Origin of the sequence: Brevundimonas sp. LF-1 (assembly GCF_037055305.1) — a bacterium.
Taxonomy (GTDB): Bacteria; Pseudomonadota; Alphaproteobacteria; order Caulobacterales; family Caulobacteraceae; genus Brevundimonas; species Brevundimonas sanguinis.
The window spans coordinates 1,998,294-2,023,516 of the sequence record NZ_CP146349.1 but is presented as its reverse complement, the minus strand read 5'-3'; the positions used below and the strand labels follow the sequence as shown (position 1 = coordinate 2,023,516).

At 68.4% G+C, this 25,223-nt stretch carries 21 protein-coding genes and 6 pseudogenes; 13 read left to right on the top strand and 14 right to left on the bottom strand.

Annotated elements, in window-relative coordinates:
• The first annotated feature begins 27 nt into the window (after positions 1-27).
• Positions 28-1,034: pseudogene (gene alr, locus V8F63_RS11215) on the top strand (alanine racemase).
• A gap of 28 nt (positions 1,035-1,062) precedes the next feature.
• Here the strand turns inward: alr and V8F63_RS11210 are convergent.
• Positions 1,063-1,593 (bottom strand): Yip1 family protein, encoded by a 531-nt coding sequence (locus V8F63_RS11210; protein WP_392353219.1) that lies wholly within the window; start codon positions 1,591-1,593, stop codon positions 1,063-1,065.
• A gap of 247 nt (positions 1,594-1,840) precedes the next feature.
• Here V8F63_RS11210 and radA point away from each other — a divergent pair.
• The 6 genes and pseudogenes from radA to V8F63_RS11180 all read left to right on the top strand — a co-directional run bounded on the left by radA (position 1,841) and on the right by V8F63_RS11180 (position 7,835).
• Positions 1,841-3,213, top strand: a pseudogene (gene radA, locus V8F63_RS11205) (DNA repair protein RadA).
• A gap of 37 nt (positions 3,214-3,250) precedes the next feature.
• Positions 3,251-3,787, top strand: coding sequence for a CvpA family protein (locus V8F63_RS11200; RefSeq protein ID WP_134580434.1), 537 nt, complete (start codon positions 3,251-3,253; stop codon positions 3,785-3,787).
• Between the two features lie 81 nt (positions 3,788-3,868).
• Positions 3,869-5,372: pseudogene (gene purF, locus V8F63_RS11195) on the top strand (amidophosphoribosyltransferase).
• Between the two features lie 6 nt (positions 5,373-5,378).
• On the top strand, positions 5,379-5,720 hold the full coding sequence (locus V8F63_RS11190; protein WP_025976695.1) for a VOC family protein: 342 nt from the start codon (positions 5,379-5,381) through the stop codon (positions 5,718-5,720).
• Positions 5,721-5,747: 27 nt separating this feature from the next.
• Positions 5,748-6,518, top strand: coding sequence for an SDR family NAD(P)-dependent oxidoreductase (locus V8F63_RS11185; protein ID WP_392355079.1), 771 nt, complete (start codon positions 5,748-5,750; stop codon positions 6,516-6,518).
• 105 nt (positions 6,519-6,623) lie between these two features.
• The gene (locus V8F63_RS11180; protein ID WP_392353217.1) at positions 6,624-7,835 is read left to right on the top strand and encodes an O-antigen ligase; all 1,212 of its coding nucleotides are present in this window, start codon (positions 6,624-6,626) and stop codon (positions 7,833-7,835) included.
• Between the two features lie 22 nt (positions 7,836-7,857).
• On the opposite strand, the gene der is transcribed toward V8F63_RS11180, so the two are convergent.
• The 6 genes from der to V8F63_RS11150 all read right to left on the bottom strand — a co-directional run bounded on the left by der (position 7,858) and on the right by V8F63_RS11150 (position 13,456).
• Positions 7,858-9,696, bottom strand: a complete 1,839-nt coding sequence (der, locus tag V8F63_RS11175; RefSeq protein WP_392353215.1) for a ribosome biogenesis GTPase Der — start codon at positions 9,694-9,696, stop codon at positions 7,858-7,860.
• A 31-nt stretch (positions 9,697-9,727) separates the two neighbouring features.
• Positions 9,728-11,149: a PQQ-like beta-propeller repeat protein gene (locus tag V8F63_RS11170; RefSeq protein ID WP_025976691.1), complete on the bottom strand. Its 1,422-nt coding sequence runs from the start codon at positions 11,147-11,149 to the stop codon at positions 9,728-9,730.
• A 24-nt stretch (positions 11,150-11,173) separates the two neighbouring features.
• Positions 11,174-11,938 (bottom strand): tetratricopeptide repeat protein, encoded by a 765-nt coding sequence (locus tag V8F63_RS11165; protein ID WP_392353213.1) that lies wholly within the window; start codon positions 11,936-11,938, stop codon positions 11,174-11,176.
• A 146-nt stretch (positions 11,939-12,084) separates the two neighbouring features.
• Positions 12,085-12,420, bottom strand: coding sequence for a hypothetical protein (locus tag V8F63_RS11160; RefSeq protein ID WP_392353212.1), 336 nt, complete (start codon positions 12,418-12,420; stop codon positions 12,085-12,087).
• Positions 12,421-12,492: 72 nt separating this feature from the next.
• Positions 12,493-13,050 carry an RNA polymerase sigma factor gene (locus V8F63_RS11155; protein ID WP_025976688.1) on the bottom strand — a complete coding sequence of 186 codons (558 nt, stop codon included), beginning with the start codon at positions 13,048-13,050 and terminating at the stop codon, positions 12,493-12,495.
• A gap of 25 nt (positions 13,051-13,075) precedes the next feature.
• The gene (locus V8F63_RS11150; RefSeq protein WP_025976687.1) at positions 13,076-13,456 is read right to left on the bottom strand and encodes a DUF6249 domain-containing protein; all 381 of its coding nucleotides are present in this window, start codon (positions 13,454-13,456) and stop codon (positions 13,076-13,078) included.
• A gap of 186 nt (positions 13,457-13,642) precedes the next feature.
• Here V8F63_RS11150 and V8F63_RS11145 point away from each other — a divergent pair, with 186 nt between their 5' ends.
• Positions 13,643-13,879, top strand: a complete 237-nt coding sequence (locus tag V8F63_RS11145; protein WP_392353210.1) for a DUF2188 domain-containing protein — start codon at positions 13,643-13,645, stop codon at positions 13,877-13,879.
• Positions 13,880-13,893: 14 nt separating this feature from the next.
• On the opposite strand, the gene V8F63_RS11140 is transcribed toward V8F63_RS11145, so the two are convergent.
• The 4 genes from V8F63_RS11140 to V8F63_RS11125 form a co-directional block, all read right to left on the bottom strand.
• Positions 13,894-14,247, bottom strand: coding sequence for an ArsC family reductase (locus V8F63_RS11140; protein ID WP_392353208.1), 354 nt, complete (start codon positions 14,245-14,247; stop codon positions 13,894-13,896).
• 372 nt (positions 14,248-14,619) lie between these two features.
• Positions 14,620-14,757 carry an ArsC/Spx/MgsR family protein gene (locus V8F63_RS11135; RefSeq protein WP_392355078.1) on the bottom strand — a complete coding sequence of 46 codons (138 nt, stop codon included), beginning with the start codon at positions 14,755-14,757 and terminating at the stop codon, positions 14,620-14,622.
• 41 nt (positions 14,758-14,798) lie between these two features.
• On the bottom strand, positions 14,799-14,960 hold the full coding sequence (locus tag V8F63_RS11130) for a hypothetical protein (RefSeq protein WP_392355127.1): 162 nt from the start codon (positions 14,958-14,960) through the stop codon (positions 14,799-14,801).
• 26 nt (positions 14,961-14,986) lie between these two features.
• On the bottom strand, positions 14,987-15,445 hold the full coding sequence (locus V8F63_RS11125) for a hypothetical protein (RefSeq protein ID WP_313632307.1): 459 nt from the start codon (positions 15,443-15,445) through the stop codon (positions 14,987-14,989).
• 116 nt (positions 15,446-15,561) lie between these two features.
• Between V8F63_RS11125 and V8F63_RS11120 the strand changes: the two are divergent.
• From V8F63_RS11120 to astB, 4 genes and pseudogenes are all read left to right on the top strand, one after another.
• Positions 15,562-16,819, top strand: a pseudogene (locus tag V8F63_RS11120) (hydrolase).
• Positions 16,820-16,823: 4 nt separating this feature from the next.
• A complete protein-coding gene (locus V8F63_RS11115) occupies positions 16,824-17,831 on the top strand; it encodes an arginine N-succinyltransferase (RefSeq protein WP_392353206.1) in 1,008 nt (335 codons plus the stop codon).
• 183 nt (positions 17,832-18,014) lie between these two features.
• On the top strand, positions 18,015-19,430 hold the full coding sequence (gene astD / locus V8F63_RS11110; RefSeq protein WP_392353204.1) for a succinylglutamate-semialdehyde dehydrogenase: 1,416 nt from the start codon (positions 18,015-18,017) through the stop codon (positions 19,428-19,430).
• A 173-nt stretch (positions 19,431-19,603) separates the two neighbouring features.
• Positions 19,604-20,931: pseudogene (astB, locus tag V8F63_RS11105) on the top strand (N-succinylarginine dihydrolase).
• 336 nt (positions 20,932-21,267) lie between these two features.
• Here astB and phhA read toward each other — a convergent pair.
• Entirely contained in the window at positions 21,268-22,143 is an 876-nt protein-coding gene (gene phhA, locus V8F63_RS11100; protein WP_392353203.1) for a phenylalanine 4-monooxygenase, read from the bottom strand.
• Positions 22,144-22,344: 201 nt separating this feature from the next.
• On the opposite strand from phhA, the gene V8F63_RS11095 reads away from it, so the two are divergent.
• Entirely contained in the window at positions 22,345-23,460 is a 1,116-nt protein-coding gene (locus V8F63_RS11095) for a Ppx/GppA phosphatase family protein (RefSeq protein WP_392353201.1), read from the top strand.
• Between the two features lie 221 nt (positions 23,461-23,681).
• Here the strand turns inward: V8F63_RS11095 and V8F63_RS11090 are convergent.
• Positions 23,682-24,155 (bottom strand): annotated as a pseudogene (locus tag V8F63_RS11090) (peptidylprolyl isomerase); the annotation flags it as partial.
• A gap of 227 nt (positions 24,156-24,382) precedes the next feature.
• Positions 24,383-25,222, bottom strand: a complete 840-nt coding sequence (locus V8F63_RS11085; RefSeq protein ID WP_392353199.1) for a peptidylprolyl isomerase — start codon at positions 25,220-25,222, stop codon at positions 24,383-24,385.
• Position 25,223 lies beyond the last annotated feature (1 nt).

The window sequence follows — 25,223 nt, the reverse complement described above, 5'->3', positions numbered from 1 at the left end:
CTTGCTCCCGCCGTCCTCAACGTCGATCTGGACGCGCTCGCCCGCAACTATCGCACGCTTGAAACCGTGACCGGCCGTCCCGTCAATCCGGTCGTGAAGGCCGACGGCTACGGCTTGGGCGCCGCCGCCGTGGCGCGTCGACTGATGGCCGAGGGCGCGCGCACCTTCTTCGTCGCCCGCGCGGCCGAGGGCGTGCGTCTGCGCGAGGCCATCGGGCCCGAGCCGATCATCTACATTCTGGACGGTTGCCACGGCGGTGGGGCCGCCATGCTCAAGGCCTCGAACCTGCGGCCCGTCATCAACCACCCGACCCAGCTTCAGACCTGGCAGGCGGCGGGCGGCGGCGCCTGCGCCCTGCAACTGGACACCGGCATGAACCGGCTGGGCTTCCGCGTCGAGGACGCGCCTGAAGCGTTCGAGGGCCTCGAACTGGTGATGACCCACCTGGCCTGCGCCGACGAACCGTCTAACCCGCTGAACCGCGCCCAGCGCGACGCCTTCGCCGCGGCGGTCCAGCGCTATCCCGGCGTGACGCGCTCCTTCGCCAACTCGGGGGCTGCTTCCTGGGCCCGGACTTCGCCTTCGACGTGGTGCGGCCGGGCATCTGCCTGTACGGCGGCGGGCCGGAAGGCCGACCGCATGAGAAGATCGCCCCCGTCGCCAGCCTGATCGCCCAGGCGGTGCAGGTGCGCGACGTGCCGGCAGGCGAAACGGTCGGCTATTCGCAGGGCTACAAGGCGGAAAGGCCCATGCGCGTGGCGACCTGCGGCGCCGGCTACGCCGACGGCGTGCTGCGGTCCTACAGCCCCAGGGGACAGGTCTTCATCGCGGGCGAGATGCGGCCGATCATCGGCCGGGTGTCGATGGACGTGCTGGCCGTCGACGTGACCGGCCTGGACGTCACGGCGGGCGATCCGGTCGAGATCTACGGCGCCAACCGCCTGATCGACGACGCGGCTGCGGCGGCCGGGACCATCAGCTATGAGTTGCTGACCTCGATCACCCCGCGAGTGCCTCGCGTCTACAAGGGCTGAGGCGCACCGCCCCAGCCCTCTCTCTGACTCAGCTCAGCGCGAAAGCTGCGGCGCCCAGGCCGACGATGGCGAAGCTGGCGATCACCGCCGCGACCAGCGACCAGACGATCGCCCACAGGATGATGGCCGCCACGACCACGACGATGGTGTAGCCCAGCGCCTTTTCGGCCGTCGTCTTCATCAGCACCGGCAGGCCCAGATACATCAGGTAGAAGCCGTAAAGGCCGATCAGCAAGGCTAGCCAGCCCAGCGTCGGGATGATGTTCAGCACGCCCGCCACCCACATGGGCGTCATGGAATAGACAGCGACCTGCATCGCCTTCACCGGGTTCTTGGTCCCGCCGAAGGTCGGCGCCAGCGCGTCGATGATCATGCCTAGGATGTAGACGCTGATCAGGCTCAGCACATAGCTGAGCGCACCCGCCAGCAGCGGTCCGACCAGACCGCGATGACCGAAGGCGATCTGGCCCACCACGGTCGCCACCGCCGGAATAGCCGCCAGGACGACGGCGTAGTTCGTGAACAGCCCCTTGATGGTGGCGCTCTCGGCGTCGATCACCGGCCATTCGAACTTGGGCCGGGTCAGGATGTATTTGACCCGCGCGACAAGCGACGGATCGACGGCGGGGGATTTTCCAGGGTCATTCGATTTGCCTTCCAGGCGTTGAGTCGGATCACGGCCGTATCATGGCAGAATGACGGCCCTGTGGACGCCAGCGCAACCCCGCCGTCGCCCTATGACAAATTGGGACGCAGCGTGGTCCAACCCGCCTGCCCTCGCCCGTCTGATCTGCTAGGTCTGACACATGGCGCGCGACTCTCTTCTCTTCGTCTGCAAATCCTGCGGAGCGGTTCATTCCAAATGGGCGGGGCAATGCTCGGCCTGCGGCGAGTGGAATGCGCTGGTCGAGGAAACCAAGGCCGCCCCGCCGGGCGCCATGAAGCCCGCCTCGACCGCGCGCGGGCGCGGGGTGCAGTTCGAGACGTTGCAATCCGACACGCCTGAGCCGCCGCGCATCGTCACCGGCGTGACCGAGTTCGACCGCGTCTGCGGCGGCGGCGTGGTGCCGGGCTCCGCCATCCTGCTGGGCGGCGACCCCGGCGTCGGCAAGTCGACCCTGCTGCTGGAGGTCACGGCCAAGGCCGCCCGCAACGGCGCCAAGGTCGCCTATATCTCGGGCGAAGAGGCGATCGAGCAGATCCGCGCCCGCGCCAAGCGCATGGGCGTGGCCGACGCCGAGGTGTCGCTGGCCTCCGCCACGGCGCTGCGCGACATCCTGACGACGCTGAAGCGCGATCCGTTCGACATCGTCATCATCGATTCCATCCAGACGCTGTGGAGCGACGCGCACGACGCCGGTCCCGGCTCCATCACCCAGGTGCGCGCCTGCGCCGCCGAACTGGTGCGGCTGGCCAAGAACGGCGGCCCGGCCATCGTCCTGGTCGGCCACGTCACCAAGGACGGCCAGATCGCCGGGCCGCGCGTGGTCGAGCACATGGTCGACGCCGTGCTCAGCTTCGAGGGCGAACGCGGCTATCCGTTCCGTATCCTGCGCGCGGGCAAGAACCGTTTCGGCGCCACCGACGAGATCGGCGTGTTCGAGATGGGCGACGCCGGCCTGCGCGAAGTGCCCAATCCCTCGGCCCTGTTTCTGGGCGAAGGCAAGGACCGGGCGCCCGGCGCCGCCGTTTTCGCCGGCATCGAGGGATCACGCCCGGTTCTGGTTGAAATACAAGCTCTTGTCGCCCCCTCTGCATACGGCACGCCAAGACGCGCCGTGGTCGGCTGGGACTCCGGCCGCCTGGCCATGCTGCTGGCGGTGTTGGAGGCGCGCTGCGGTCTGGGGTTCGGAGACAAGGACGTCTATCTGAACGTCGCGGGGGGATGCGAATCAACGAGCCCGCCGCCGATCTGGCCGCCGCCGCCGCCCTGATCTCCTCCGCCCTCGACATGCCCCTGCCGCAGGGCTGCGTCGTCTTCGGCGAGATCGGCCTGTCCGGCGAGGTCCGCGCCGTCGGCCGCGCCGAGGCCCGTCTGCGCGAGGCCCAGAAGCTGGGCTTCGAGCGCGCCCTCGCGCCGCCACAAGCCAACGGCAAGGTGAAGAAGGGCGATGTCGCCCTGACCGTCGTCACCCGCCTGACCGATGCGGTCGAGCGAATCTCCCAGAACCGCTACTAAGGCGCGTTCCCCATCCTCCTTGAGGCCCACAGCGCGCGTGACCGGCTACGACGTCTTCGTGATCCTGGCCCTGCTGGCCTCGGGCGCCGCCGGATGGTTCCGCGGCGGCATGCGCGAGATCACGTCCCTGTTCAGCTTCCTGCTGGCGGCGCTGCTGGCGCTGATCACCCTGCCGTGGACGGCGCCGGTCGGACGTTCTCTGGTCGATCCCGACTGGGCCGGATCTGTGCTGGCCGTGGGGCTGGTCTTCGTCCTCCTCTATTTCGGCCTGCGCTTTATCGGTTCAGCCATTTCTCAAGGCGCGCGCGGCCATGCGCTGGGCGTGCTGGACCAGACGCTGGGCCTGGCGGTCGGTCTGGTTCGCGCCCTGGCCCTGATCGGCGCGGTCCACCTGATCATTATGGGCGCCATGCAGGACAACCCGCCGCGCTGGCTGTCCGAGGCCGCGACCGCCCCCGTCAGCGAAGGCGCCGCGCGGGCCATCCAGATCGTTTTGCCTACCCTCGGAAAGGGCGCCGACGCCCTCACCCCCGTGGTCGGTTCTTCCGTCCGCGAAGGGTTTTCCACCCCTTAAGCCTTGCCCCCGACGCATTCGCAGACTACGTGCGCGTCGCCGCCCATTGAGTTATCTTCCCCCGGTCATCGGAGCCTGACGATGCGCCACCATATCGCCGAACCCGTCGTTCACCGTGAGCATTGGCGTGAGCCGGAGGACGACCAGCTTCGTCTGGAATGCGGCGTCTGCGGGGTCTGGGGGCGCCGAAAAACGAAGCCTCGTCCATCGTCGCCCTGGGCCTGCACGCCCTGCAGCATCGCGGCCAGGAAGCCTGCGGCATCGCCAGCGTCCACGACGAACTCTTCTATACCGAGCGGCATCAGGGTCTGGTCGGCGAAGCCTTCGGCAACGCCGAGCTGAGCAAGCGCCTGCCCGGCACGGCCGCCATCGGCCACACCCGTTACTCGACCGCAGGCGGCAGCTTCCTGCGCAACATCCAGCCGATGTTCGCCGACCTGGACCAGGGCGGCATCGCCATCGCCCACAATGGCAACCTTACCAATTTCAAATACTTGCACGCGCAACTTGTGCAGGAAGGCGCGATCTTCCAGTCGACCTCGGACTCCGAGGCCATCCTCCACCTGATCGCCCGCAGCCGAAAGGCCAAGATCGTCGACCGCTTCATCGACGCCCTCAGCCGCATCGAGGGCGGTTACGCCCTGATCGCTCAGACCCGACTGAAGCTGATCGGCGCGCGCGACCCGCTGGGCATCCGCCCGCTGGTGCTGGGCAAGGTCGGCGAGGCCTGGGTGTTGGCGTCCGAAACCTGCGCGCTGGACCTGATCGGCGCCACCTTCGTGCGCGATGTTGAGCACGGCGAGGTCGTGGTCATCGACGATGACGGCCTGACCTCGATCAAGCCCTTCGCCGCCCGCGCCGCCCGTCCCTGCCTGTTCGAATACGTCTACTTCGCCCGCCCCGACTCGGTCGTGAACGGCCGCGCCGTCTATGAGGTCCGCAAGGAGATGGGCCGTCGCCTGGCCCGCGAACATGTGGTCGAGGCCGATGTCGTGGTGCCAGTGCCCGACTCGGGCGTCCCCGCCGCTCTCGGCTATGCGCAGGAAAGCGGCCTGCCCTACGAGATGGGCATCATCCGCAGCCACTATCTGGGCCGCACCTTCATCCAGCCCAGCCAGGGCGCCCGTCAGAAGGGCGTGCGCATGAAGCACAGCCCAAACCGCGCCGCCCTGGAAGGCAAGCGCGTCGTGCTGATCGACGATTCCATCGTGCGCGGCACCACCTCGCTGAAACTGGTCCGCGCCGTGCGCGCGGCGGGCGCCAAGGAGGTGCACCTGCGCTCGGCCAGCCCGCAGATTCTCTACCCCGACTTCTACGGCATCGACATGCCCGAGCGGTCGCAACTGATGGCCGCCACCCACAGCATGGAAGAGATGCGCGCGGTGCTGGAGGTCGATTCCTCGGCTTCCTGTCCATCGACGGCCTGTACGACGCCCTGGGCGCCGGGCCGCGCGATCCCGCCAACCCGCAGTTCACCGACCACTACTTCACCGGCGACTATCCGACCCGCCTGCTGGACCGTGAGATCGAGGAAGGCGGCCGCGATCCGCGCGGGAAGCAACTTTCTCTGCTGGTGACCGCTTAAGGCTGGATGATCCAGCTCGGCTACTTCACGCTCGACACCCCTGACGTCGACAAGGCCCGCGCCTTCTATGCGGGCCTGTTCGGCTGGCGCTTCGACGACGCCTCGTCCAGCCCGACCTACGCCCATGTGGCGGAGGGGACCCCGCCGTTCGGCCTCACCAAGGGCGAGCACAAGGCCTTCCCCAACCTCTATTTCCGCGTCGACGACATAGAGGCGGCCTGCGCCCGGGTGGTCGAACTGGGCGGCCGCGCCGCCGTGCCGGCCGAAAGCCCGTCCGGCCTGTCCGCGGTCGTAAGCGACGACCAAGGCGTCAGCTTCAGCCTGTGGCAGCCCGCGCCGGGTTACTGAGCCTTTCGCCGGACGGCCTGCCGCGCTATCAGCGGGCTATGTCCGAGAACGCTTCCTCCCCTCGCCAATCGCGTCGCCCTGGTCGTCGGCGCCTCGCGCGGCATCGGCCGCGAGGCCGCCCTCGCCCTGGCCAAGGCCGGCGCCCACGTCATCGCCGCCGCCCGCACCCAGGGCGCGCTTGAGGAGTTGGACGACGAGATCTTCGCCGCTACCGGCCAGCACGCCAGCCTGGTCCCCTTCGACCTGGTGGATGGCGGCGCCATCGACCGGCTGGGCGGCGCCCTGTTCGAGCGGTTCGGCAAACTGGACATCTGGGTTCAGGCCGCCGCCACGATGGGCCCGTCGGGCCTGACGCCGGTCGCCCACGCCGAGCCGCGCGAGTTCGCCAAGGTCGAGAAGATCAACTTCACCGGCGTCTATCGCCTGATCCGCTCGCTGGAGCCTCTGCTGCGCGCCTCCGACGCCGGTCGCGCCATCCACCTGACCACCAGCGTCGCCAGCCAGCCGCGCGCTTTCTGGGGCATGTACGCCGCGACCAAGGCAGGCGCCGAGGCCCTGGTCAAATGCTGGGCGGACGAGATCGAGAGCACCCCGGTTCGCGCCTGCATCGTCGATCCGGGGCGGATGCGGACCCAGTTGCGCGCCCAGGCCTTTCCGGGCGAAAATCCCGAAACCCTGCCTCATCCTTCGGAGATCGGCCCCCTGATCGTCGAACTGGCCCGCCCCGACTTCACCCCGCCCCTGACGGTCAGCTTCAAGGAATGGAAGCAGGGTCTGTCGGCAGACGCGCTGATCTGACGTCACCATGTTCAGGGAGGCGGGCGCAGACGAACAGGTGATCCCGCCCTCGGCGGCGAAGCGCCCGGCGCTGCCGCTGGCGCGCGCCGCCCTCTGGCCGACATCGTGGCGGTCATCGCCTCGATAGGACTGGTCCTGACCTACGTCGGCTTCTGGAGCGCCCCGCTGACGGGGTATGGCGCCCGCTCGGCCGACTTCCTGCGCAACTTCTACTATCCGGCCTATCTGCTGGCCCTGGTGCTGGTCTGCATGCGCCCCGGCCGTGCGTTGAAGGGGATGCTGCGCTCGCCGCTGCTGATCGCCTTGCTGCTGCTCACGGCGGCGACCTATTTCTGGTCGATCATGCCGGACCTGACGGCGCGGCGCATTCCGGCTCTGGTCTTCACCACTCTGGCCGGGGTGGCGCTGGCGTCGCGCTGGAGCTGGAAAAGCCTGACCGAGATCATCGCCGGGACGCTGGCGGTGCTGGCGGTGATTTCCTTCCTGTTGGGCCTGTTGCTGCCCGACATGGGCCGGATGCAGGAACTGTTCCCCGGCGCCTGGCGCGGCCTGTGGCTGGAAAAGAACTCGCTCGGCAACGTCATGGTGAAGTCGACCGTCTTCATGCTCGCCGCGGGCATGATGGCGCCGGAACGACGCAAGCTCTGGTTCGGCCTGGCGCTCCTGCCTGTCATGCTGATCTTCCTGTCGACATCGAAAACCGCCCTGGTGGTGCTGTTCCTGTCGATGGCCGCCATGGGCTTCGTGGCGATCGTGAAGTCCGGCCCGCTGCGCGCCGTCATCGCCACCTGGCTGGCGGTCGTGGTGGTGATCGGGGCGGGTCTGCTGATCGCGACGGAGACGGACACGTTCTTCGCCCTCCTGGGCAAGGACGCCACCCTGACCGGACGGACCGAGATCTGGTCCGGCATCATGCAGCAGATGTCCGAGCATCCGTGGCGCGGCTTCGGCTATGGCGCGGTGTGGGACGACCCCAGCTTCACCGGCCCCAAGGCGTGGATCGGCTATCAGGCCCACTTCATTCCCGCCGACGCCCACAGCGGCTGGCTGGAGCTCTACATCGCCCTGGGGCTGGGCGGCGTCATCCTGTTCGCCCTCTTCCTGCTGCAGATCTGGGCTCAGTCCTTCTGGGCGGCCTATACCAGCCCGGCGGGATGGCTGGTCCTGCCGATGATGACCTCCTACACCATCACCATGATGACCGAGAGCATCGCCATGAACTGGCATGAGCTGCGCTGGGTGGTCGTCGTCGCCATCGCGCTCAAGCTGGCCCTCGGCGACGAGCCCGAGGCCCCGAACGCGCCAAGACGGCTATAGCGCAGGCGGATTCATCAGGGCGTCAGCCCTGTATCAGCCCCTCTGGCCCAGCCAGCTTACGTTCGCATATCCAATAGCGGCTGGCGGCCGCCGCATAGTCGGACAAGACCGCCGTATAGTCGTTCAGCGTATCGACACAGGCGTTGAAGGCTCGCGCCCGCGCCTGATCGAAACCGGACGACGTCGCAACCCTGCAGACGCCGTCCTGACGACGCCCGCTTGAAAGAAGCGGCGCCTTAGCGCTGGCGCCGCCCTTCTGGCCCGTACGGACGCGGCCCGAGCGTGACACTTGCCGCGCGCCGCCCCGGGCGCCCTTGCCGATGAAGGCGTTGGAGCCCGACTTCTTGGACGCGCTGGCTTTCAGCCCGCCCAGCGGCTTCACCTTGGGCTTGATGCCGGCCTTGGCCTTCTGCTCCAGCGCCTTGCCGGGCAGGTTGGACAGCTTCTCGGCCTTCTCGGCCTTGATGACCCGACGCGGCGCGGTCTTGGCGTCGCCTTTGAAGCGTTCCGGCCCCGACTTGGCGCCGCCCGCGGCATAGGGGTTGGCCGAGCCCGACTTGACGTTCAGGCGGATCGGCGTGCCCTGCAGGTCGAAGCTCTCGCGGATCGAGTTAACCAGATAGCGCTTGTAGTGGTCCGGCATCGCCTCGGCCCGGCTGGCCATCATCACGAACGTCGGAGGACGGGCCTTGGTCTGGGCGATGTATTTGGGCTTGATGCGCTTGCCGTCCACGGCGGGCGGCGGGTGCCTCTGCGTCGCCAGGGACAGCCAGTCGTTGAGGTCCTTGGTCTTCACCTTGACCGACCAGGTGTCATAGGCCTGAAGCACGGCGGGCATCAGGCGCTCGACGCCCCGGCCGTTGAACGAGGACAGGGCGACAAACGGCGAGCCGCGCAGCTGCGGCAGCTTTTCGTCGGCCAGACGCTTCAGCTCGGCCAGACGCGACTGGGGCTCTTCTTCCAGGTCCCATTTGGCGGCGACATAGACCAGCGCCCGCCCTTCCCGCTCGACCAGATCGGCCAGTTGCAGGTCCTGGGTGTCGAAGGCGTCGTCCTTGTCCATCACCATGATCACCACCTCGGCGAAGGTGATGGCGCGGATGGTGTCGGCGACCGACAGCTTTTCCAGCTTCTCCTGGACGCGGGCCTTGCGGCGCATCCCGGCGGTGTCGATCAGGCGGATATTGCGGCCTTCCCAGACCCAGTCCACCGAGATGGAGTCGCGCGTGATCCCCGCTTCCGGCCCGGTCAGCAGGCGGTCGTCGCCGATCAGACGGTTGATCAGGGTCGACTTGCCCGCGTTCGGGCGGCCGATCACGGCGATGCGGATCGGCTTTTCGGGCTCGTCGACTTCCTCGATGAAGATGTCCGCCGAGGCCGCCAGAACCGCCTGATACAGATCGGCCATGCCCTCGCCGTGCTCGGCCGAGATCGGCACCGGCTCGCCGAAGCCCAGGCCGTGCGCCTCGCCCACGCCGCCGCCGCTCTCGCGGCTTTCGGACTTGTTGGCCAGCAGGATGATCGGCTTGTGCACCTTGCGCAGGCGATCGGCGAAGATGCGGTCCAGCGAGGTCACGCCTTCGCGCGCGTCCATCATGAACAGGATCAGGTCCGCGTCGTCGATCGCCGCCTCGGTCTGCTCGCGCATCCGGGCTTCCAGGCTTTCGTCGGTGACGTCCTCATACCCCGCCGTGTCGATCAGGGTCAGATCCATGTCGCCGATCACCCCGTCGGCGTAGCGGCGGTCGCGGGTCACGCCGGGGCGATCATCGACCAGCGCAAGGCGCTTGCCGACGAGGCGGTTGAACAGTGTCGACTTGCCCACATTGGGGCGGCCGACGATGGCGACCTTCAGAGCCATGTCGGCCTTCTAGCTTAAATCGAGGGAAAGGTCAGCGGATGCTGACCAACTGACCCTTGTCGGTCAGAACGTAAAGCGCGCCGTTATAGGCGGCCGGGGCGATATAGGCGGCCGAACCCAGCTTCAGGCTGGCGGTCTGCGCGCCGGTCTTCGGATCAAAGGCCACCGCCTCGCCGTCCGAGTTGACCAGAACCAGACGGTTGGACGCCATGATCGGACCCGACCAGACCGGACGCACGGTGCGCTTGCCGAAGCCCAGGAAGCCGCCTTCCTTGCGCACGCGGCCTTCGTTCAGGTCGCGGGTCCAGTAGACCTGCCCCGTCTCGCGGTTGACCACGGTCAGCTCGCCCGACTTGGACACCACATAGAGCACGTCGCCGACCGGCAGGGGCTGGTTCACGCCTGCGACCGGCAGGGACCACTTCGGCTGGCCGCTGCGCAGATCCATCGACTGCAGCACGCCCGACTGGCTGACGGCGTAGACCTGGCCGCGGCTGACCACCGGGCGACCGGCGATGTCGCGCAGTTCCGACAGGGCGCTGGTGCGGCTGGTGCGCGACAGCACCTGCTCCCACACCGGCTGGCCGTTCGAGGCCTGCAGGGCCACGATCTGACCCGAGGAGAAGGGCGCGACCACCGTGCCGCCGCTAACCGCCGGGCTGGAGGCGCGCATGATGCGGGCCGGCTCCGTGATGCCGCGATAGGACCAGTCCTGCTGGCCGTTGGCCACGTTGAAGGCCATCAACTGGTTGTCGACGTCGACGACATAGACCCGCTGGCCCGACACCGTCGGCGCGCCGTGGATCGGCAGGTCGACCGAGGTGCGCCACAGCTCGGCGCCCGTATTGGCGTCGAACGCCGTCATGACGCGATAGCCGGACGAGACGAAGACCTTGCCGTCGCTGACGGCCAGCCCGCCGCCGAAACCGCCGCCGCCCGCGCCGCCGCCGAAGCCGACGCCCAGGATGCGGCGACCGCGGTCGGCCTCGTCGACCTTGACGCTGGCCTTCCAGGCCACTTGGCCGGTGCCGGCGTCAACAGCCGTCACGCCCGCCTCGCCGTCCAGCACGAAGATCTTGCCGCCGTCGGCGACGACCGGCGACATCACCTGATTGGTCCGCCCCGATCCGGCGCCGATGTCGCGACGCCAGGCGACGGCGAAGTCCGGCGCGGCGATGACGTGCTCGACGGCGTTCTCGGCGTTGCCGCCCGGCTGGCTCCAGCTGGTGGCCGCCTGCGGTCCGGGCAGGAAGAAATCACGGCCCGACAGAGCGGCCGACGGCGTCAGCTGCTGTTCGAACTCAAGAATGGAGATCCGCTGGCCTTCGCTGGCGGTCGCCACCGGCTCCTTGTCGCCGCCCAGGCCGAACGGCAGGACCTTGCGAACGGTGCCGCAGGAGGCGACGGTCATCGCCAGGCCGCACAGCAGAGCGACTTTCAGGGTTTTGTTCATGCGAATCATCCCGAAGGCGTCAAATCAAGGGCGAGCGGCCGGGGCCGCAGCGGCGGGAGCGGCGTCGGCCGCAACCGCAGGAGCCGCCGTCGCGGCGGGCGTCGGCAGGGCCGCCGCGGCCTTGACGATGGCGGGCAGGCTGGCCGCCGTGCCGGTGTCGATCGCCTGAACGGCGGCCTGGGCGCGCTGACGCACCGGGTCGGGCACGTCCTGTCCCAGTTGCAGCTGAACGAAGGCCTGACGCGCCTCGGCGGTCTTGCCGTGCTGCAGCTGCGCCATCGCCAGCGCCTCCTGGGCGAACGGTTGCAGCGGGCGCTTGTCGCCGGCCAGCGGCTCCAGACGTTTCTGCACGTCTTCCAGCGAACCGGTGTCCATGACCAGGAAGGCGGCCTTCAGCGCGGCCATGTCCGACAGGATCGGATCGCGCGTCGCCTTGGCGGCTCCGTCGAACAGGGCGACGGCTTCAGTCGTCTTCTTGTCGGCCAGCGCCAGTCCGCCCTGTTGCATCAGGGCCAGGACCTTATAGCCGCCCCCGGCCTTGGCGGCCTCGGCGAAGGCGGCGTCGGCTTCGGCCGACTTGCCCGACTGCAGGGCTTCGACGCCCTTTTCATAGGCGGCCGAGGCCTTGTCGGCCTGCGAGGTCACGTAGGACTGCCAGCCCCACCAGGCCAGGGCCGCGACCAGGGCGACCGCCAGAACGCCGCCCAGAACGGGCAGCCAGGTGCGGGCCAGACGCCGATAGCGTTCGGAGCGAAGCTCCTCCTCGACTTGTTCGAAGACATCAACCACGAAGCGTCGCCCCAAAAAATGCAGCCAAGGCCGAACATTAAAAACGCCGCGACCCTAGAGGTTCGGCGTCATCGCCGCAACGCAGGCATTGGGCGCGAAACGGCTTTTTCCAGCCCTAAGCCGGGACTGGGGCGGGAAAACGGCGCTCAGATCTGTTGCGACAGCTTCACCGCCCCCGCCGCCAGCAGGGCGACCAGCACCCCGGCCGTGGCCCAGAACATCTGCATCCCGCCCATTGAGCCCATCGCGCTGAGCGCTGCATCGCCCAGTCCGGACCGCTCCAGCAACGACTGTATCGCCACCCCGCCCTGAGCGCCGGCCGAATCGAGCGACCCGGCGGCGGCCTCGGCGGCGAAGCCTTCGGGGCCCAGATGGAAGTTGACGTTCAGCAGTTCGCGCACGGCGATGACCCCGCCCGCCAGCCCCGCCACGGACAGGGCCATCGAGCGGAACCGCGACGCCTTGTTCAGCCGCGCCGCCACATCGGCTTCAAAGAAGACCGAATCGGGACCGGCGCCTGGGCGAACAGGCGCTCGATCGCAGGGTCGAATTCATCAGCCGACATGGGATGCGCTCCCGAGTGCAACCGGCCCCGGCTGGAGCCGGGCCCGAAGTTTATCCAGACCACGCTTGACATGAGATTTCACCGTTCCAAGCGGCAAATTCATGGCCGCGGCGATTTCCGGGTGCGACAGCCCCGCGCCATGGCACAGAGAGACGCACAGGCGTTCAGCCTCGCTGAGGCCCTTGAGCGCCTCGTCCAGATCGACGCGGCCGGCGCTGTCGACCGCGGGCGCGGCGTCTTCTGTTTCCGTTTCAGCCACATACCGCGCCTCCTTCGAGATACGCTTTAGGTACAGGCGCGCGGCGATGCGCTTGATCCAGGCGGCGAAGGTGCCCTCGCCCCTGAACTCGGCGCATTTCTCGAACGCGAGCAGAAAGGCGTCCTGAGCCACGTCGTCGGCCAGCGCCGGCTGGGCGCCCATGCGGCGCAGCAGGCCCCGCACCGTCGAGCCGTGCCGACGAACCAGCTCGCCGAACTCGCGGCGGCCGCCCGCAGCCGCCAGCCCGGCCAGCTCGACATCGTGCAGATCGCGTAAAGGTTTAGCCATGACGGCATCCCTGCCCCGATCCGCCTTAGCCCCTGTTCTTGTTGAAGATGCTCAGGATGATGAAGGCCAGACCGATCATGCCCGGAATCGCCGCCCCGCCCGCGATGGGATAGAAGGCGTCGCCGGCCTTGAAGCTGATCATATAGCCCATCAGGCCGATGCCGATCGCCACCGACAGCAGGATCACCCCCGTCCGCAGATCGCGCATCGCCGTGGCGGGCGGCTTCACGTTCTCCTTGCTGATGGCTTCAATCACCTCCGGCGGCAAAGACTGACCTTTTTCAATCGAAGCGCGCAACGTGGCCTGCATCTCTCGCCGTTCCTTGCTCTTGAGCCACGTCGGCACAATGACAATGGCGGCGATCATCGCAAACAACGTGAGAGGGATGAGGATTTCATTGTCCATGATGTCGACCTTTTGGATCCCTGTTCGGCCGAGCCTGATACGGCGGCCTTCTGATCACAAGAGGCGGCGATGATGGCCTACGGATGCAGCCGCGCGCATGAACTCTTCGTAATGCGTCACCACAGCGTGACTCGACACGCTCCGGGCCGCGTTCAACGGTGTCGCCAGACCCTTCGGAGGCGCCGAATGAACATCACCTATCGCATCGTCCAGCACGACGGCGGCTGGGCCTATCAACTTGGCGACAGCTATTCCGAGACCTTCTCCAGCCACGCGGCGGCGTTGGCGGCGGCCTCAGCGGCGGCGCGCGAACAGCGCGTGCCGGACCGCACCTCCTGGATCGAGTATGAAGACGCCTCGGGCCAATGGATCACCGAACGCGCCCATGGCCGCGACCGCCCCGACGCCGTCGTCGAGGACTGAGCCCCAGCCGCGTCTCAGCCCTTCAGCGCCTCGGCGTAGATGTCCGGCTTGAAGCCCAGCAGCGTCCGCCCGTCGCCCAGATCCAGCACCGGCCGCTTGATCATCGACGGCTGGGCCAGCATCAGGTCCACCGCCTTGGCCGCGTCGATACCGGCCTTGTCGGCGTCGGGCAGCTTGCGGAAGGTCGTGCCCGCCCGGTTCAGCACCTTTTCCCAGCCATGCTCGGCCACCCAGCGCTCCACATCGGCGCGATCCGCGCCTGCGGCCTTATAGTCATGGAAATCATAGGCCACGCCGTTCTGATCCAGCCAGACGCGCGCCTTCTTCATCGTGTCGCAGGCCTTGATGCCATACAGGGTGCGGGTCATGGGCGAACTCCAAGCGTGACAGACAGCCGGGGTCTGGCATCGAAGCGCGGAGGGGTCAATTTTCTCGTCACATGAAGAAATCTTCACTCGACGGACCAACGCTCACTTGAAAGAGTCAAGTTATCAAACGGATGCGGAGGCAGAGATGAAGCTTGCAGCGGCCTTAACGACCCTAATGCTCATATCGGCCTGCTCCGAGCCCCGTCATGAAGTCAGTGTAAAGGTGACGACGCCTGTTGAGGCGGGCAAGGTCGCAGGCGTCCAACAATCTGTCGAAGCTCGCGCCGAAGTCCCCGCAGAAGCGACAGAAGCCATTGAATCCCATCTTCGAGCGCAAGCGCGGGAATCTGAAGCTCAGAAGCCCGCACGCCCCTAAAGCACCTCCAGCACCGCCTCCACCGGCCGCCCGATCGCTGCGCCCTTAGGCGTCTCGACGAGGGGACGCTCGACGATGACCGGGCTTTCGATCATCGCGGCCAGGATCGTCGCCTCATCCGCGTCCTCGGCCAGAAGCTCTGCGGCCTTCGCCTCCTTCTTGCGCAGCAGGCCCTTCAGCCCCCACCCGTCCCGCGCGCCAGACGGTTCAGCGTCTCGGCGTCCCAGCCGGTCTTCAGATACTCGACCACCGTCGGCTCGAGTCCCCGGTCGCGCAGCAGCTCCAGCGCCTTGCGCGAGGTCGAGCATTTCGGGTTGTGATAGAGGGTGACGGTCATGGACGAACTCCTGTCTGCACCCTGACCTAGGCCGTGGGGCCGTCTTTCGCCAGCGCCGTCGCCCCGCGCAGGCCGCCGATGTGCAGCAGCAGGCACAGGACCATCGCCGCCCCCGCCACGCCGAAGCTCCAACCCGGCAGGCCCGCCGCGCCCAGCGGCGCGCCGACCATCAGGCTGACCAACAGGGCGCTGAGTTCATAGATGGCCCACACCATGCCGAAGCCCGGCAGCAGCCGGTTCGGACGGCGCCATTGCACCCATCCCAAGCCAAAGGCGATGGCGGCGAAGACGACCGCGAAGCCTGCCGTCGTCCCGCGCATGGCCTCATGCTCGGGCGTAGCCAGAAACCAGACCAGCCCCGCCTGCATCAAGCCGACCGCGCCCCAGATCCAAAAGGCGATGGCGCTGCCGCGCGCCAGCGCCGCCGCCGTCTCGGCCGAATCGACCGGGGCGAAGGGTTGGGGCGGTGCGATCCGACGGTTCATGCGCGACTCCTGACTGAGGCGGCGAAACTATCCCGCCGGGCGCCGAAATCCCAAGTGCGTGAGAGAGATATCGCCCCGCCTTCACCTTTTTCCTCGCCCCGTCTAGGGTCGCCGCCATGCGGATCGAACCTCAGGATCAGGCCGTGCTGGACCACGTCGCGGCCCGTGGCGACGCCATTGTTCAACGCGCCATAGACTGGTCCGACATCAACTCAGGCAGCCGTCACGCCGAAGGGCTGGCGCGGGTTCTCGACGTTCTGGACGCCACAGCGCGCGCGGCGTTCGGCGCGGCGGCGACGGTCGAGCGCGTCCCGACCCAGGGCTCCACCACCGTCGCCGACAGCGGCGCGGTGATCGCCGAGAGCTATGCCGATTGCTTGAAGATCACCGCCCGGCCCGAGGCGCCGCTTCAGGTCGTGCTGACCGGCCACTATGACACCGTCTTCCCCGCCGACAGCGCCTTCCAGCGCGTCGTCACGCGCGACGACGGCGCCCTGAACGGCCCCGGCATCGCCGATATGAAGGGCGGGATCAGCGTCATGCTGGCGGCGCTGGAAGCCTTCGAGACCCATCCTGACAAGGCCCGCGTCGGCTGGACCGTGCTGCTGTCACCGGACGAAGAGATCGGCTCCCCGCCTCGGCCCCCTGCTGGCGGAACTGGGCGCGCGCGGCCACGTCGGCCTGACCTATGAGCCCGCCCTGCCCGACGGGACCCTGGCGGGCGAGCGCAAGGGCAGCGGCAACTTCCACCTGATCGTCACCGGCAAGGCCGCCCATGCGGGCCGCGCCTTCCACGAGGGCGCCAACGCCGTCGCCGGCGCCGCCATCATCGCCGCCCGCCTGCACGGCCTGAACGGCCAGCGCGAGGGCGTCACCGTCAATGTCGCTAAGATCGCCGGCGGCGGCCCCCTGAACGTCGTGGCCGACAACGCCGTGGTCCGCTTCAACGTCCGCGTGCCGGACGCGCAAGCCGCCGCCTGGATCGACCAGACGGTGCGCGCCATCACAGCCGAGCCACCCTTCCCCGGCCTGACGCTGGACCTGCACGGCGGCATGACCCGCGCGCCCAAGCCGATGGACCCATCGCAGACGGCCCTATTCCACGCCGTGCGCGACGCAGGCGAACTGCTGGGCCAGGCCATCGCCTGGAAGCCGTCGGGCGGCGTCTGCGAAGGCAACAACCTGCACGCTGCGGGCCTGCCCAACGTCGACACCCTGGGCGTCGTCGGCGGCGACATTCATTCGGATCAGGAGTTCGCCTGGCCCGCCAGCTTCGTAGAGCGCGCCCAGTTGTCCGCCCTGATCCTGTGCAAGATCGCCTCGGGCGAGATCGACGCCCTCAAACTGAAACAGCTCCGACTGGAGACGATGTAACCGCATGCTCGTTGTTCGCCCCGCCGGCCCCGCCGACCTCCATCACCTGCTCGAACTGGCCATCCTGTCCGGCCCCGGCTTCACCAGCCTGCCCGAGGACGCCGATGTCCTGAGCGAGCGGCTGGAACTCAGCAAGGCCAGCTTTGAAGGCAAGGTCGCGCCCGAAGAGGCCTGGTACACCCTGATGCTGGAAGACGGCGACACCGGCGATGTCGACGGCATCGGCTCGGTCAAGGCGACGGTGGGGCTGAAACGGCCCTTCTTCAGCTTCCGCGTGGTCAACAACACCGTCCAGTCGCCGTCGCTGAACGTGAAGCTGAACCATCAGACCCTGGTGTTGGTCAACGAGTGCACCGGTTGGACCGAAGTCGGCTCCCTGTTCCTGAAGGCCGACCGGCGCAAGGGCGGCGCCGGGCGCCTGCTCAGCCAGTCGCGCTATATGCTGATCGGGGCCCAGCCGGACCTGTTCGCCGACAATGTGCTGGCCGAGCTGCGCGGCGTCTTCACGCCCGACGGCTACTGCCCCTTCTGGGACCATGTGGCGCACAAGTTCTTCCCGATGGACTTTGACGACGCCGATCGCATGACCGGTTCGACTGACAAGCAGTTCATCCTGGACCTGGCCCCGCGCCACCCCATCTACATCGACCTGCTGCCCGAACCCGCCCGCGCCGTGATCGGCAAGGTCCACCCCCAGGGCGTGCCCGCCATGGCCCTGTTGGAAAGCGAAGGCTTCCGCCCCAACGGCCTGGTCGACATTTTCGACGCCGGGCCGACCGTGGCCTGCGGCCGCGACAACATCCGCACCGTGCGCGACGCCCGCGTCCTGACCGCCCGCATTGAGAACGAGGTCGAGGTCGACCTGCCCTCCCTCGTCTCGACCGACAGCGTCGCCGCCTTCCGCGCCGTGCGCGCCCGCGTCCTGGTCGACGGCGACCTGGCCCGCATGACCCCCGACGTCGCCGCCGCCCTGAAGATCAAGGACGGCGCCACGGTGCGGGTGAAGTCGTGATGAGCATCGCCGCCCTCTCCCTTCTCCCCTTGGGGAGAAGGTGGCTCGCGCAGCGAGACGGATGAGGGGAACGCTCGCCTCGCACTCGACACTGGCTGACCGTAAGCCCATTTCCACCCGCCCCCTCATCCGAGCGGCTCCGCCGCCCACCTTCTCCCCCGAGGGGAGAAGGGGAGACTTGATATGACCCGTTTCACCTCCACCAACCCCGCCACCGGCGAAACCGTCTGGGAAGGCCAAGCCGCCTCCCAAGCCCAGGTCGGCGCCGCCGTCGAGGCCGCGCGCGCCGCTTTCCCCGACTGGGCCGACCGCCCGCGCCAGGACCGCATCGACGCGGTGAAACGCTATCAGGCCGTGCTCAAGGAACGCGCCCCCGAAATGGCCGAGGCCATCGCCAGAGAGACCGGCAAGGCCCTGTGGGAGACGAAAACCGAACTGGCCTCCATGCAAGGCAAGGTCGACATCTCGATCCGCGCCTATGACGAGCGCACCGGCGAGCGCACCACCGACACCGCCTTCGGCCGCGCTGTCCTGCGTCACCGCCCGCACGGCGTCTCGGCGGTGCTCGGCCCATTCAACTTCCCCGGCCACCTGCCCAACGGCCACATCGTCCCGGCCCTGCTGGCGGGCGACACCGTGGTGTTCAAGCCCTCCGAGGAAACGCCCCTGACCGGCCAGCTGATGGCCGAATGCCTTGAGGCCGCCGACCTGCCCAAGGGCGTGTTCAACATGGTGCAGGGCGGGCGCGACACGGGCGCGGCCCTGCTGGACCAGCGCATCGACGCCCTGATGTTCACCGGCTCGGGCGCGGCGGGCGCGCACTTCCGGCGCAAGTTCGCCGACGATCCCCACGTCATCCTGGCGCTCGAGCTGGGCGGCAACAACCCGCTGGTCGTCTGGGACGCCGCGGACACCGAGGCGGTCGCCGGCATCGTGGTCCAGTCCGCCTTCGTCACCACCGGCCAGCGCTGCTCCTGCGCGCGCCGCCTGATCGTGCCGGAAGGCGGCCAGGGCGACGCCATCGTCGAAGCCGTCGCCGCCCTGTCCGACCGCCTGACCTTCGCGCCGTGGGACAGCGACCCTGAGCCCTACGCCGGCCCGTTGATCTCGGAAAAGGCGGCGACCGCTGCCCTTGCCGCCCTGCAACAGCGCATCGACGCGGGCGCCAAGGTCATCCGCGCCTCCGGTCCCGTCGACAACCTGCCCGGCGCGTTTGTGAAGCCCGCGATCATCGACGTCACCGGCGTCACGGTCGAGGACGAGGAGATGTTCGCCCCCTTCCTCCAGGTCGTCCGCGTCCCGACCTTCGACGCCGCCATCGCCGCCGCCAACGCCACCAAATACGGCCTGTCGGCCGGTCTGGTCAGCGACGACGCCCGAAACTGGGACCGCTTCATCAACCGCATCCGCGCGGGCGTGGTGAACTTCAACCGCCCGACCACGGGTGCCGCCGGCGACATGCCCTTCGGCGGCCTCGGCGCCTCCGGCAACCACCGCCCCAGCGCCTACTACGCCGCCGACTACTGCGCCTATCCGGTCGCTAGCTTCGAGGCCGGCTCGGTCAAGAACATCGAAAGCGAGATCAAGGGCTTGCGCTAATGTCTTCTCCCCTTGTGGGAAAAGGTGGCTCGCGGAGCGAGACGGATGAGGGGTGTCAGCGCCATGTTGGATAGTTCAAACTCAAGGTCCCGGATGATCGGAAGCGGCGCCGCCGTCACCCCTCATCCGAGCGCCTCCGGCGCCCACCTTCTCCCACAAGGGGCGAAGGAAGCATGACCGCCATCGAAGCCAACGCCGACGGCCTGATCGGGCCGACGCACTCCTATGCGGGCCTGTCGCCGGGCAACCTCGCCTCCAGCCTGAACAAGGGCGAGGCGTCGAACCCGCGCGCGGCGGTGCTGCAGGGCCTCGACAAGATGAAGACCCTGGCCGACCTGGGCCTGCCCCAGTTCGTCCTGCCCCCGCATGAGCGGCCGAGCATCCCCTTCCTGCGCGACCTCGGCTTCTCGGGCTCCGACGCCCAGGTGCTGGAGCGCGCATGGAAGGACGCCCTCCTTCGCCGCCGCCGCCTGTTCGGCCTCGCCCATGTGGGCCGCCAACGCCGCCACGGTGACGCCCAGCGCCGACAGCCGTGACGGCCGCGTCCACTTCACCCCCGCCAATCTGATCACCAACCTGCACCGCTCTCTGGAGCACGATCAGACCAGGCGCGCGCTGGACGCCCTCTTCCCCGACGCCAGCCGCTTCGCCGTCCACGACGCCCTGCCCTGCGTCGCCCATCTGGCGGACGAGGGCGCGGCCAACCACGTCCGCCTGTGCCGCGACCACGGCGAGCCGGGCGTCAATCTGATGGTCTGGGGCCGCGAGGCCTGGGAGCATTGGGACGGCCCCTACCCCGCCCGCCAGACGCGCGAGGCGTCTGAGGCGATCATGCGCCGCCATGGCGCGTCCGGCGCCGTCCTGGCCCGTCAGGGCAAGGCCGCCATCACGGGGGTGCCTTCCACAACGACGTGGTCTGCGTCGGCGCCCTGGACACCCTCTTCTTCCATGAGCTGGCGTTCGAGGACACGGACGCCACCAAGGCCGCCATCCGCGGCGCCGTCGTCGGCTTCGAGCCGCAGTTCGTCGAGGTCTCGGCCGCCGACCTGCCGCTGGCCGACGCCATCAGCTCCTATCTGTTCAACTCCATGCTGATCCGGGTTCCGGGCCAGGACCGCCTGACCCTGATCTGCCCGACCGAAACGCGCGACAACCCGCGCAGTCATGCGGTGGCGCAGAGCCTCGCCGCCTCCAACGGGCCGATCGGCCATGTCGAATACGTCGACGTGCGCCAGTCGATGCGCAACGGCGGCGGCCCCGCCTGCCTGCGTCTGCGCGTCGTCCTGACCGAGGCCGAACTGACCGCGACCAACCCGGCCATGCGCCTGACCGAGGCGCTTCACGCCCGCCTCAGCGACTGGGGCCGCCGCTGGTATCGCGACAGCCTGACCGCCCGCGACCTGGCCGACCCCGCCCTGCTGGACGAGACGCGCGGCGCGCTCGACGAACTGACGCAGATCCTGAACCTGGGAGGGGCTTCTACCCGTTCCAGCGCACTTAGGCCCTTCTCCCCTTGTGGGAGAAGGTGTCAGGCGACAGCCTGACGGATGAGGGGAAGCGCCGTCGCTCACCGATCACCCGCGCCGTCTCTGTCGCACGCCCTCATCCGACCCGCTACGCGGGCCACCTTCTCCCACAGGGGGAGAAGGAAGAAGCTACGGCATCGCCGACCATCCTAGTTCGATCTCCCAATCCCGGAAAAACATGGGCTCTGCGAGCGCCCGGCAGGCTTTCACCCGCCCGCCCTTCGCCGCGCGCCATCATCGCCTCCCGCCCGCGCCGCGATGGAGATTTCAGACGATTCAGACGAATTGGACTCTGTTTTTCGTCAGCCCCGTCAGGCCGCGAACCGCCCGCCCTTCCTGGCGTAGGCCTGGGTGCCCTGCGTGAAGACCTTGTCCGTCGGCAGCACAGCCTCGATCGGCAAGGCCTCGGCGCCCTTCAGCCGCTCATAGACCGGGCCGAAGTCCTGCAGCGTCACCGTCTTCAGCGCCTCAATGCTGTCGATAACGAAATAAACCTGCTGGAAGTCGTCGATCCGATAGAGGGTCTTCATCACCCGCTCCAGGTCGAAGCCCAGGCGGTTCGGCGAGGGGTCTTCCAGGCTGAAAACGCTCTCGGTCGCCGACGACACGATGCCCGCGCCATAGATGCGAAGGCCGCCCGCCTCCTGCATCAGGCCGAACTCGACCGTGTACCAGTACAGGCGCGCCAGATTCGGCAGCATGCCCAGCGACGCCGCCCGCTGCCCGCCCTTGCCATAGGCCTCCATATAGGCGGCGAAGTCGGGGTCGGTCAGCATCGGCACGTGGCCGAACACGTCGTGGAAGATGTCCGGCTCCTGCAGGTAATCCAGTTGGTCCGGCTTGCGGATGAATTGGCCCGAGACGAAGCGGCGGTTGGCCAGGTGGTCGAAGAAGACCTCGTCCGGCACCAGGCCCGGAACGCAGACCACGCTCCAGCCGGTCAGGGCCTGAAGCTTGGGGTTGATGACGTCGAAGTCGGGGATGCCGCCCGCGTTCAGGTCCAGCGCGTCCAGGCCGCGCAGGAAGGCCTCGCTGGCGCGACCGGGCAGGATCTTCATCTGCCGCTCGTACAGGGTGTTCCAGGTCTGGTGCTCGACCTCGGTGTAGGCCGCCCAGTTCTGGGGGATGGTCCAGTCGGCGGCGGCGCCTTCCGGCGGCTGCTCGAAAACGTGCTCGAAGTCGGACATGGAACGCTCCTCACGGCTCTGATGGCCTTTCGGGGCAGATTAGCGCGGCGGTTCGCCGTCGTCACGCATGACTGTTGCAACGCTGGGCCGAGGCCTCTCATTCGTCACCGCATGCGACGACGGACTGGCGCGACAGGGAGTCGCGGTCTAACCTGTCAGGGACGGGCGCCGCTTCGGACCGCCCACATGAAAGCTCGGCCCATGCCGGAGACCCCTGGCGCGCCTGAACGGCGCGACGCGCGGTCCCTGCCTCGGCGTTCCCGCAGCGGCGGGAGCATCGATCGAGACGCCCCTCTGTACGGCGCGCTCGACCTGGGGACCAATAACTGCCGCCTGCTGATCGCGCGTCCGGCGCGTGACGGATTTCGCGTGGTGGATTCCTTCAGCCGCATCGTGCGCCTGGGCGAAAGCCTGTCGCGCACCGGCCGGCTGGACGACCGGGCGATGGACCGGGCCTATGACGCCCTGGCCCTGTGCGCCGAGCGTGTGGTGCGCAAGGGCGTCGATCCCAAGCGCCTGACCGCCGTCGCCACCCAGGCCTGCCGCATGGCCGAGAACGGGCCTGCCTTTGTTGAGCGCGTGCGGCGCGGCACCGGCCTTCGCCTGCGCATCATCGACCCTTCCGAAGAAGCCGCCCTGTCGGTCGCGGGCTGTCTGAACCTGTTCGATCCGCGCGCCGAGGCTGTGCTGGTGATCGACGTGGGCGGCGGCTCGACGGAACTGTCCTGGCTGATGAAGGGCGCGCGCGGGATTGAAACCGTGGCGTGGATGTCGGCGCCGCTGGGCGTCGTCAGCCTGGCCGAGCGCCACCCGGAACCCGAGGGCGAAACCAGCCAATGGTATGAGGCTATGGTCGCCGACTTCGGCGCGGCCATCGCCTCTGGCGGACCGGGCCCTGAATTCCTGGCCCGTATCGAGGCGGGGCGCGGCCATATGGTCGGCACCTCGGGCGCCATCACCAGTCTGGCCGGGATTCATCTTGGGCTGAGGCGTTATCAGCGCGATCTAGTCGACGGTCTGTGGATGACGCGCGGCGACTGCGAAAAAGCGGCCGACCGCCTCATCGCGCTCGGTCCCGCGGGACGGGCGGCGGAAAGCTGCATCGGGCCGGACCGGGCCGATCTGGTGCTGGCCGGGGCCGCGATCCTTGAAGCCGTCCAGCGCGCTTGGCCGTGCGAGCGGGTCCGCGTCGCCGACCGCGGCCTGCGCGAAGGGCTTCTGTTGCAGAAAATGCGCGAGGATCGGCAGCCGAAGCCGCGCCGTCGCAGGCGGCGCAAGCGCGGCGGCGCAAACGGCGGCGGGGGCGCGGCTGAATAGGCGGCGCCTAGTCCACCGCGACCGGCAGGTCGATGTCGCAGGCTGAGAAATCCCCCTCTGGCTGCTCTTGTGCTCTCGACCAGAGTGCGGAAACGGGCGCTGTCGGTGCTCAGCACCCGCACGGACGGCCGCTCGCTCTGCGCCAGATCGCCCGCCACGCGCACCCGCGTCATCCGGTCTGGGTCCGCGACGATGCCGTCCGGATTGGGGCTGAACTTCAGGGCGCGCACCACATCCAGCCCCGACACGACCCGGCCCCAGATGGTGTAACGCTTCTCCAGCGCCGGATAGGGCTGGCGCATCAGGAAGAACTGGCTGTTGGCGCTGTCGGGCGCATCGTCGCGGGCCATGCCCGCCACGCCCGGACAGTACAGGCCCCAAGCGTGAACCTTACGATCCGCCGTTGTCGCCATCACGGCGTCAGGCTGGGTCTGGACCGGCAGCGACTGCATAAAGCCGATCAGCGCGCCCGCCGGCGCAGCTATGGGAGCGAAGGGCGTCTGGGCGTCGCGGCGGAAGGTGAACTCGGCCTTGAGGTCGGGATGCCAGCTCTGGCCCTCGCCCGTGCCCAGCGGATCGCCGGTCTGGGCCATGAAGCCGTCGATGACCCGATGCCAGGGTATGCCGTCATAGAAGCCCGCCTTGGCCAGCAGGCGAATGCGGGCGACATGGCCGGGGGCCGCCTCGGGCGTCATCTCGACCAGGATGCGGCCCTTGTTGGTGTCGATGATCAGCAGATTGTCCGGCGCCACAGGGCGCCAGTCGCGGGCGGCGATGGCCGCCGCCCGGTCTTGCTCATCCGCAATCGCGGCGGCGTCCTGAGCCACGGCCGAACCGGCCAGCATGGCGGCCAGCAACGCCGCCCCGATCGTGTGAAGTTCCCGCTTCATGTCCCCGCACCTCCCCGAGCGCGGCGCGCGCCTCAGCCGCCCTGCACAGGCGGCTGGACGTCGCAGATGTTGAAGGTCGCGCCCTTCTCAGCGCGCGCCGCCTCGACGGCCGCGTTGAACGGCGCCGAACCGGGCACGGCCACGCGGATCGTCGGCCGTTCGGCCTCCGGCATGGCCGAGGCCAGACGCACGCGGCCCATCGCGTCCGCATCCGGCCCGACGGCGCCGTCGCCGGCGTCATTGCCCTTCTTGAGCGACTTCACCACGTCCAGCCCTTGAAGCACGCGCCCGAAGACCGTGTAGGAGCCGTTCAGATTATCGTTCTGGCCGGTCATCAGGAAGAACTGGCTGTTGGCGCTGTCGGGCGAGCCGGCGCGCGCCATGCCCGCCACGCCAGGGCAGAACAGCCCTTGCGCCGAGGTCTTGAAGTCGGCGGTCACGAACATCTGGGCGTCCGGCTGGGTCACGATGGGAATAGAGCCCATGACGCCGCGCAGGCCCGGCCCGCTGTTCTCGACCGGGGCGAAGCCGCTGTCGCGCCCGCGCCGGAAGGTGAACTCGCCCTTCAGATCGGGCAGTTCGCTGCCGCCCTCGCCCGTGCCCTTGGGGTCGCCGGTCTGGGCCATGAAGTCGGGAATGACGCGGTGAAATTTCAACCCGTCATAGAAGCCCTGATTGGTCAGGGTGCGGATGCGCTCGATATGGTTCGGCGCCGCGCGCGGCTCCAACTCCACCAGGATGCGTCCCTTGGCCGTGTCGATCACCCACAGGTTCTCGGGCGACACCGTGCGCCACTCACTCGACTGGGCGACCGCTCCGCCAGCCAGCAGGGCCACGCCCGTCGCCAGCGCCATCACAGACTTGATCTTCAAA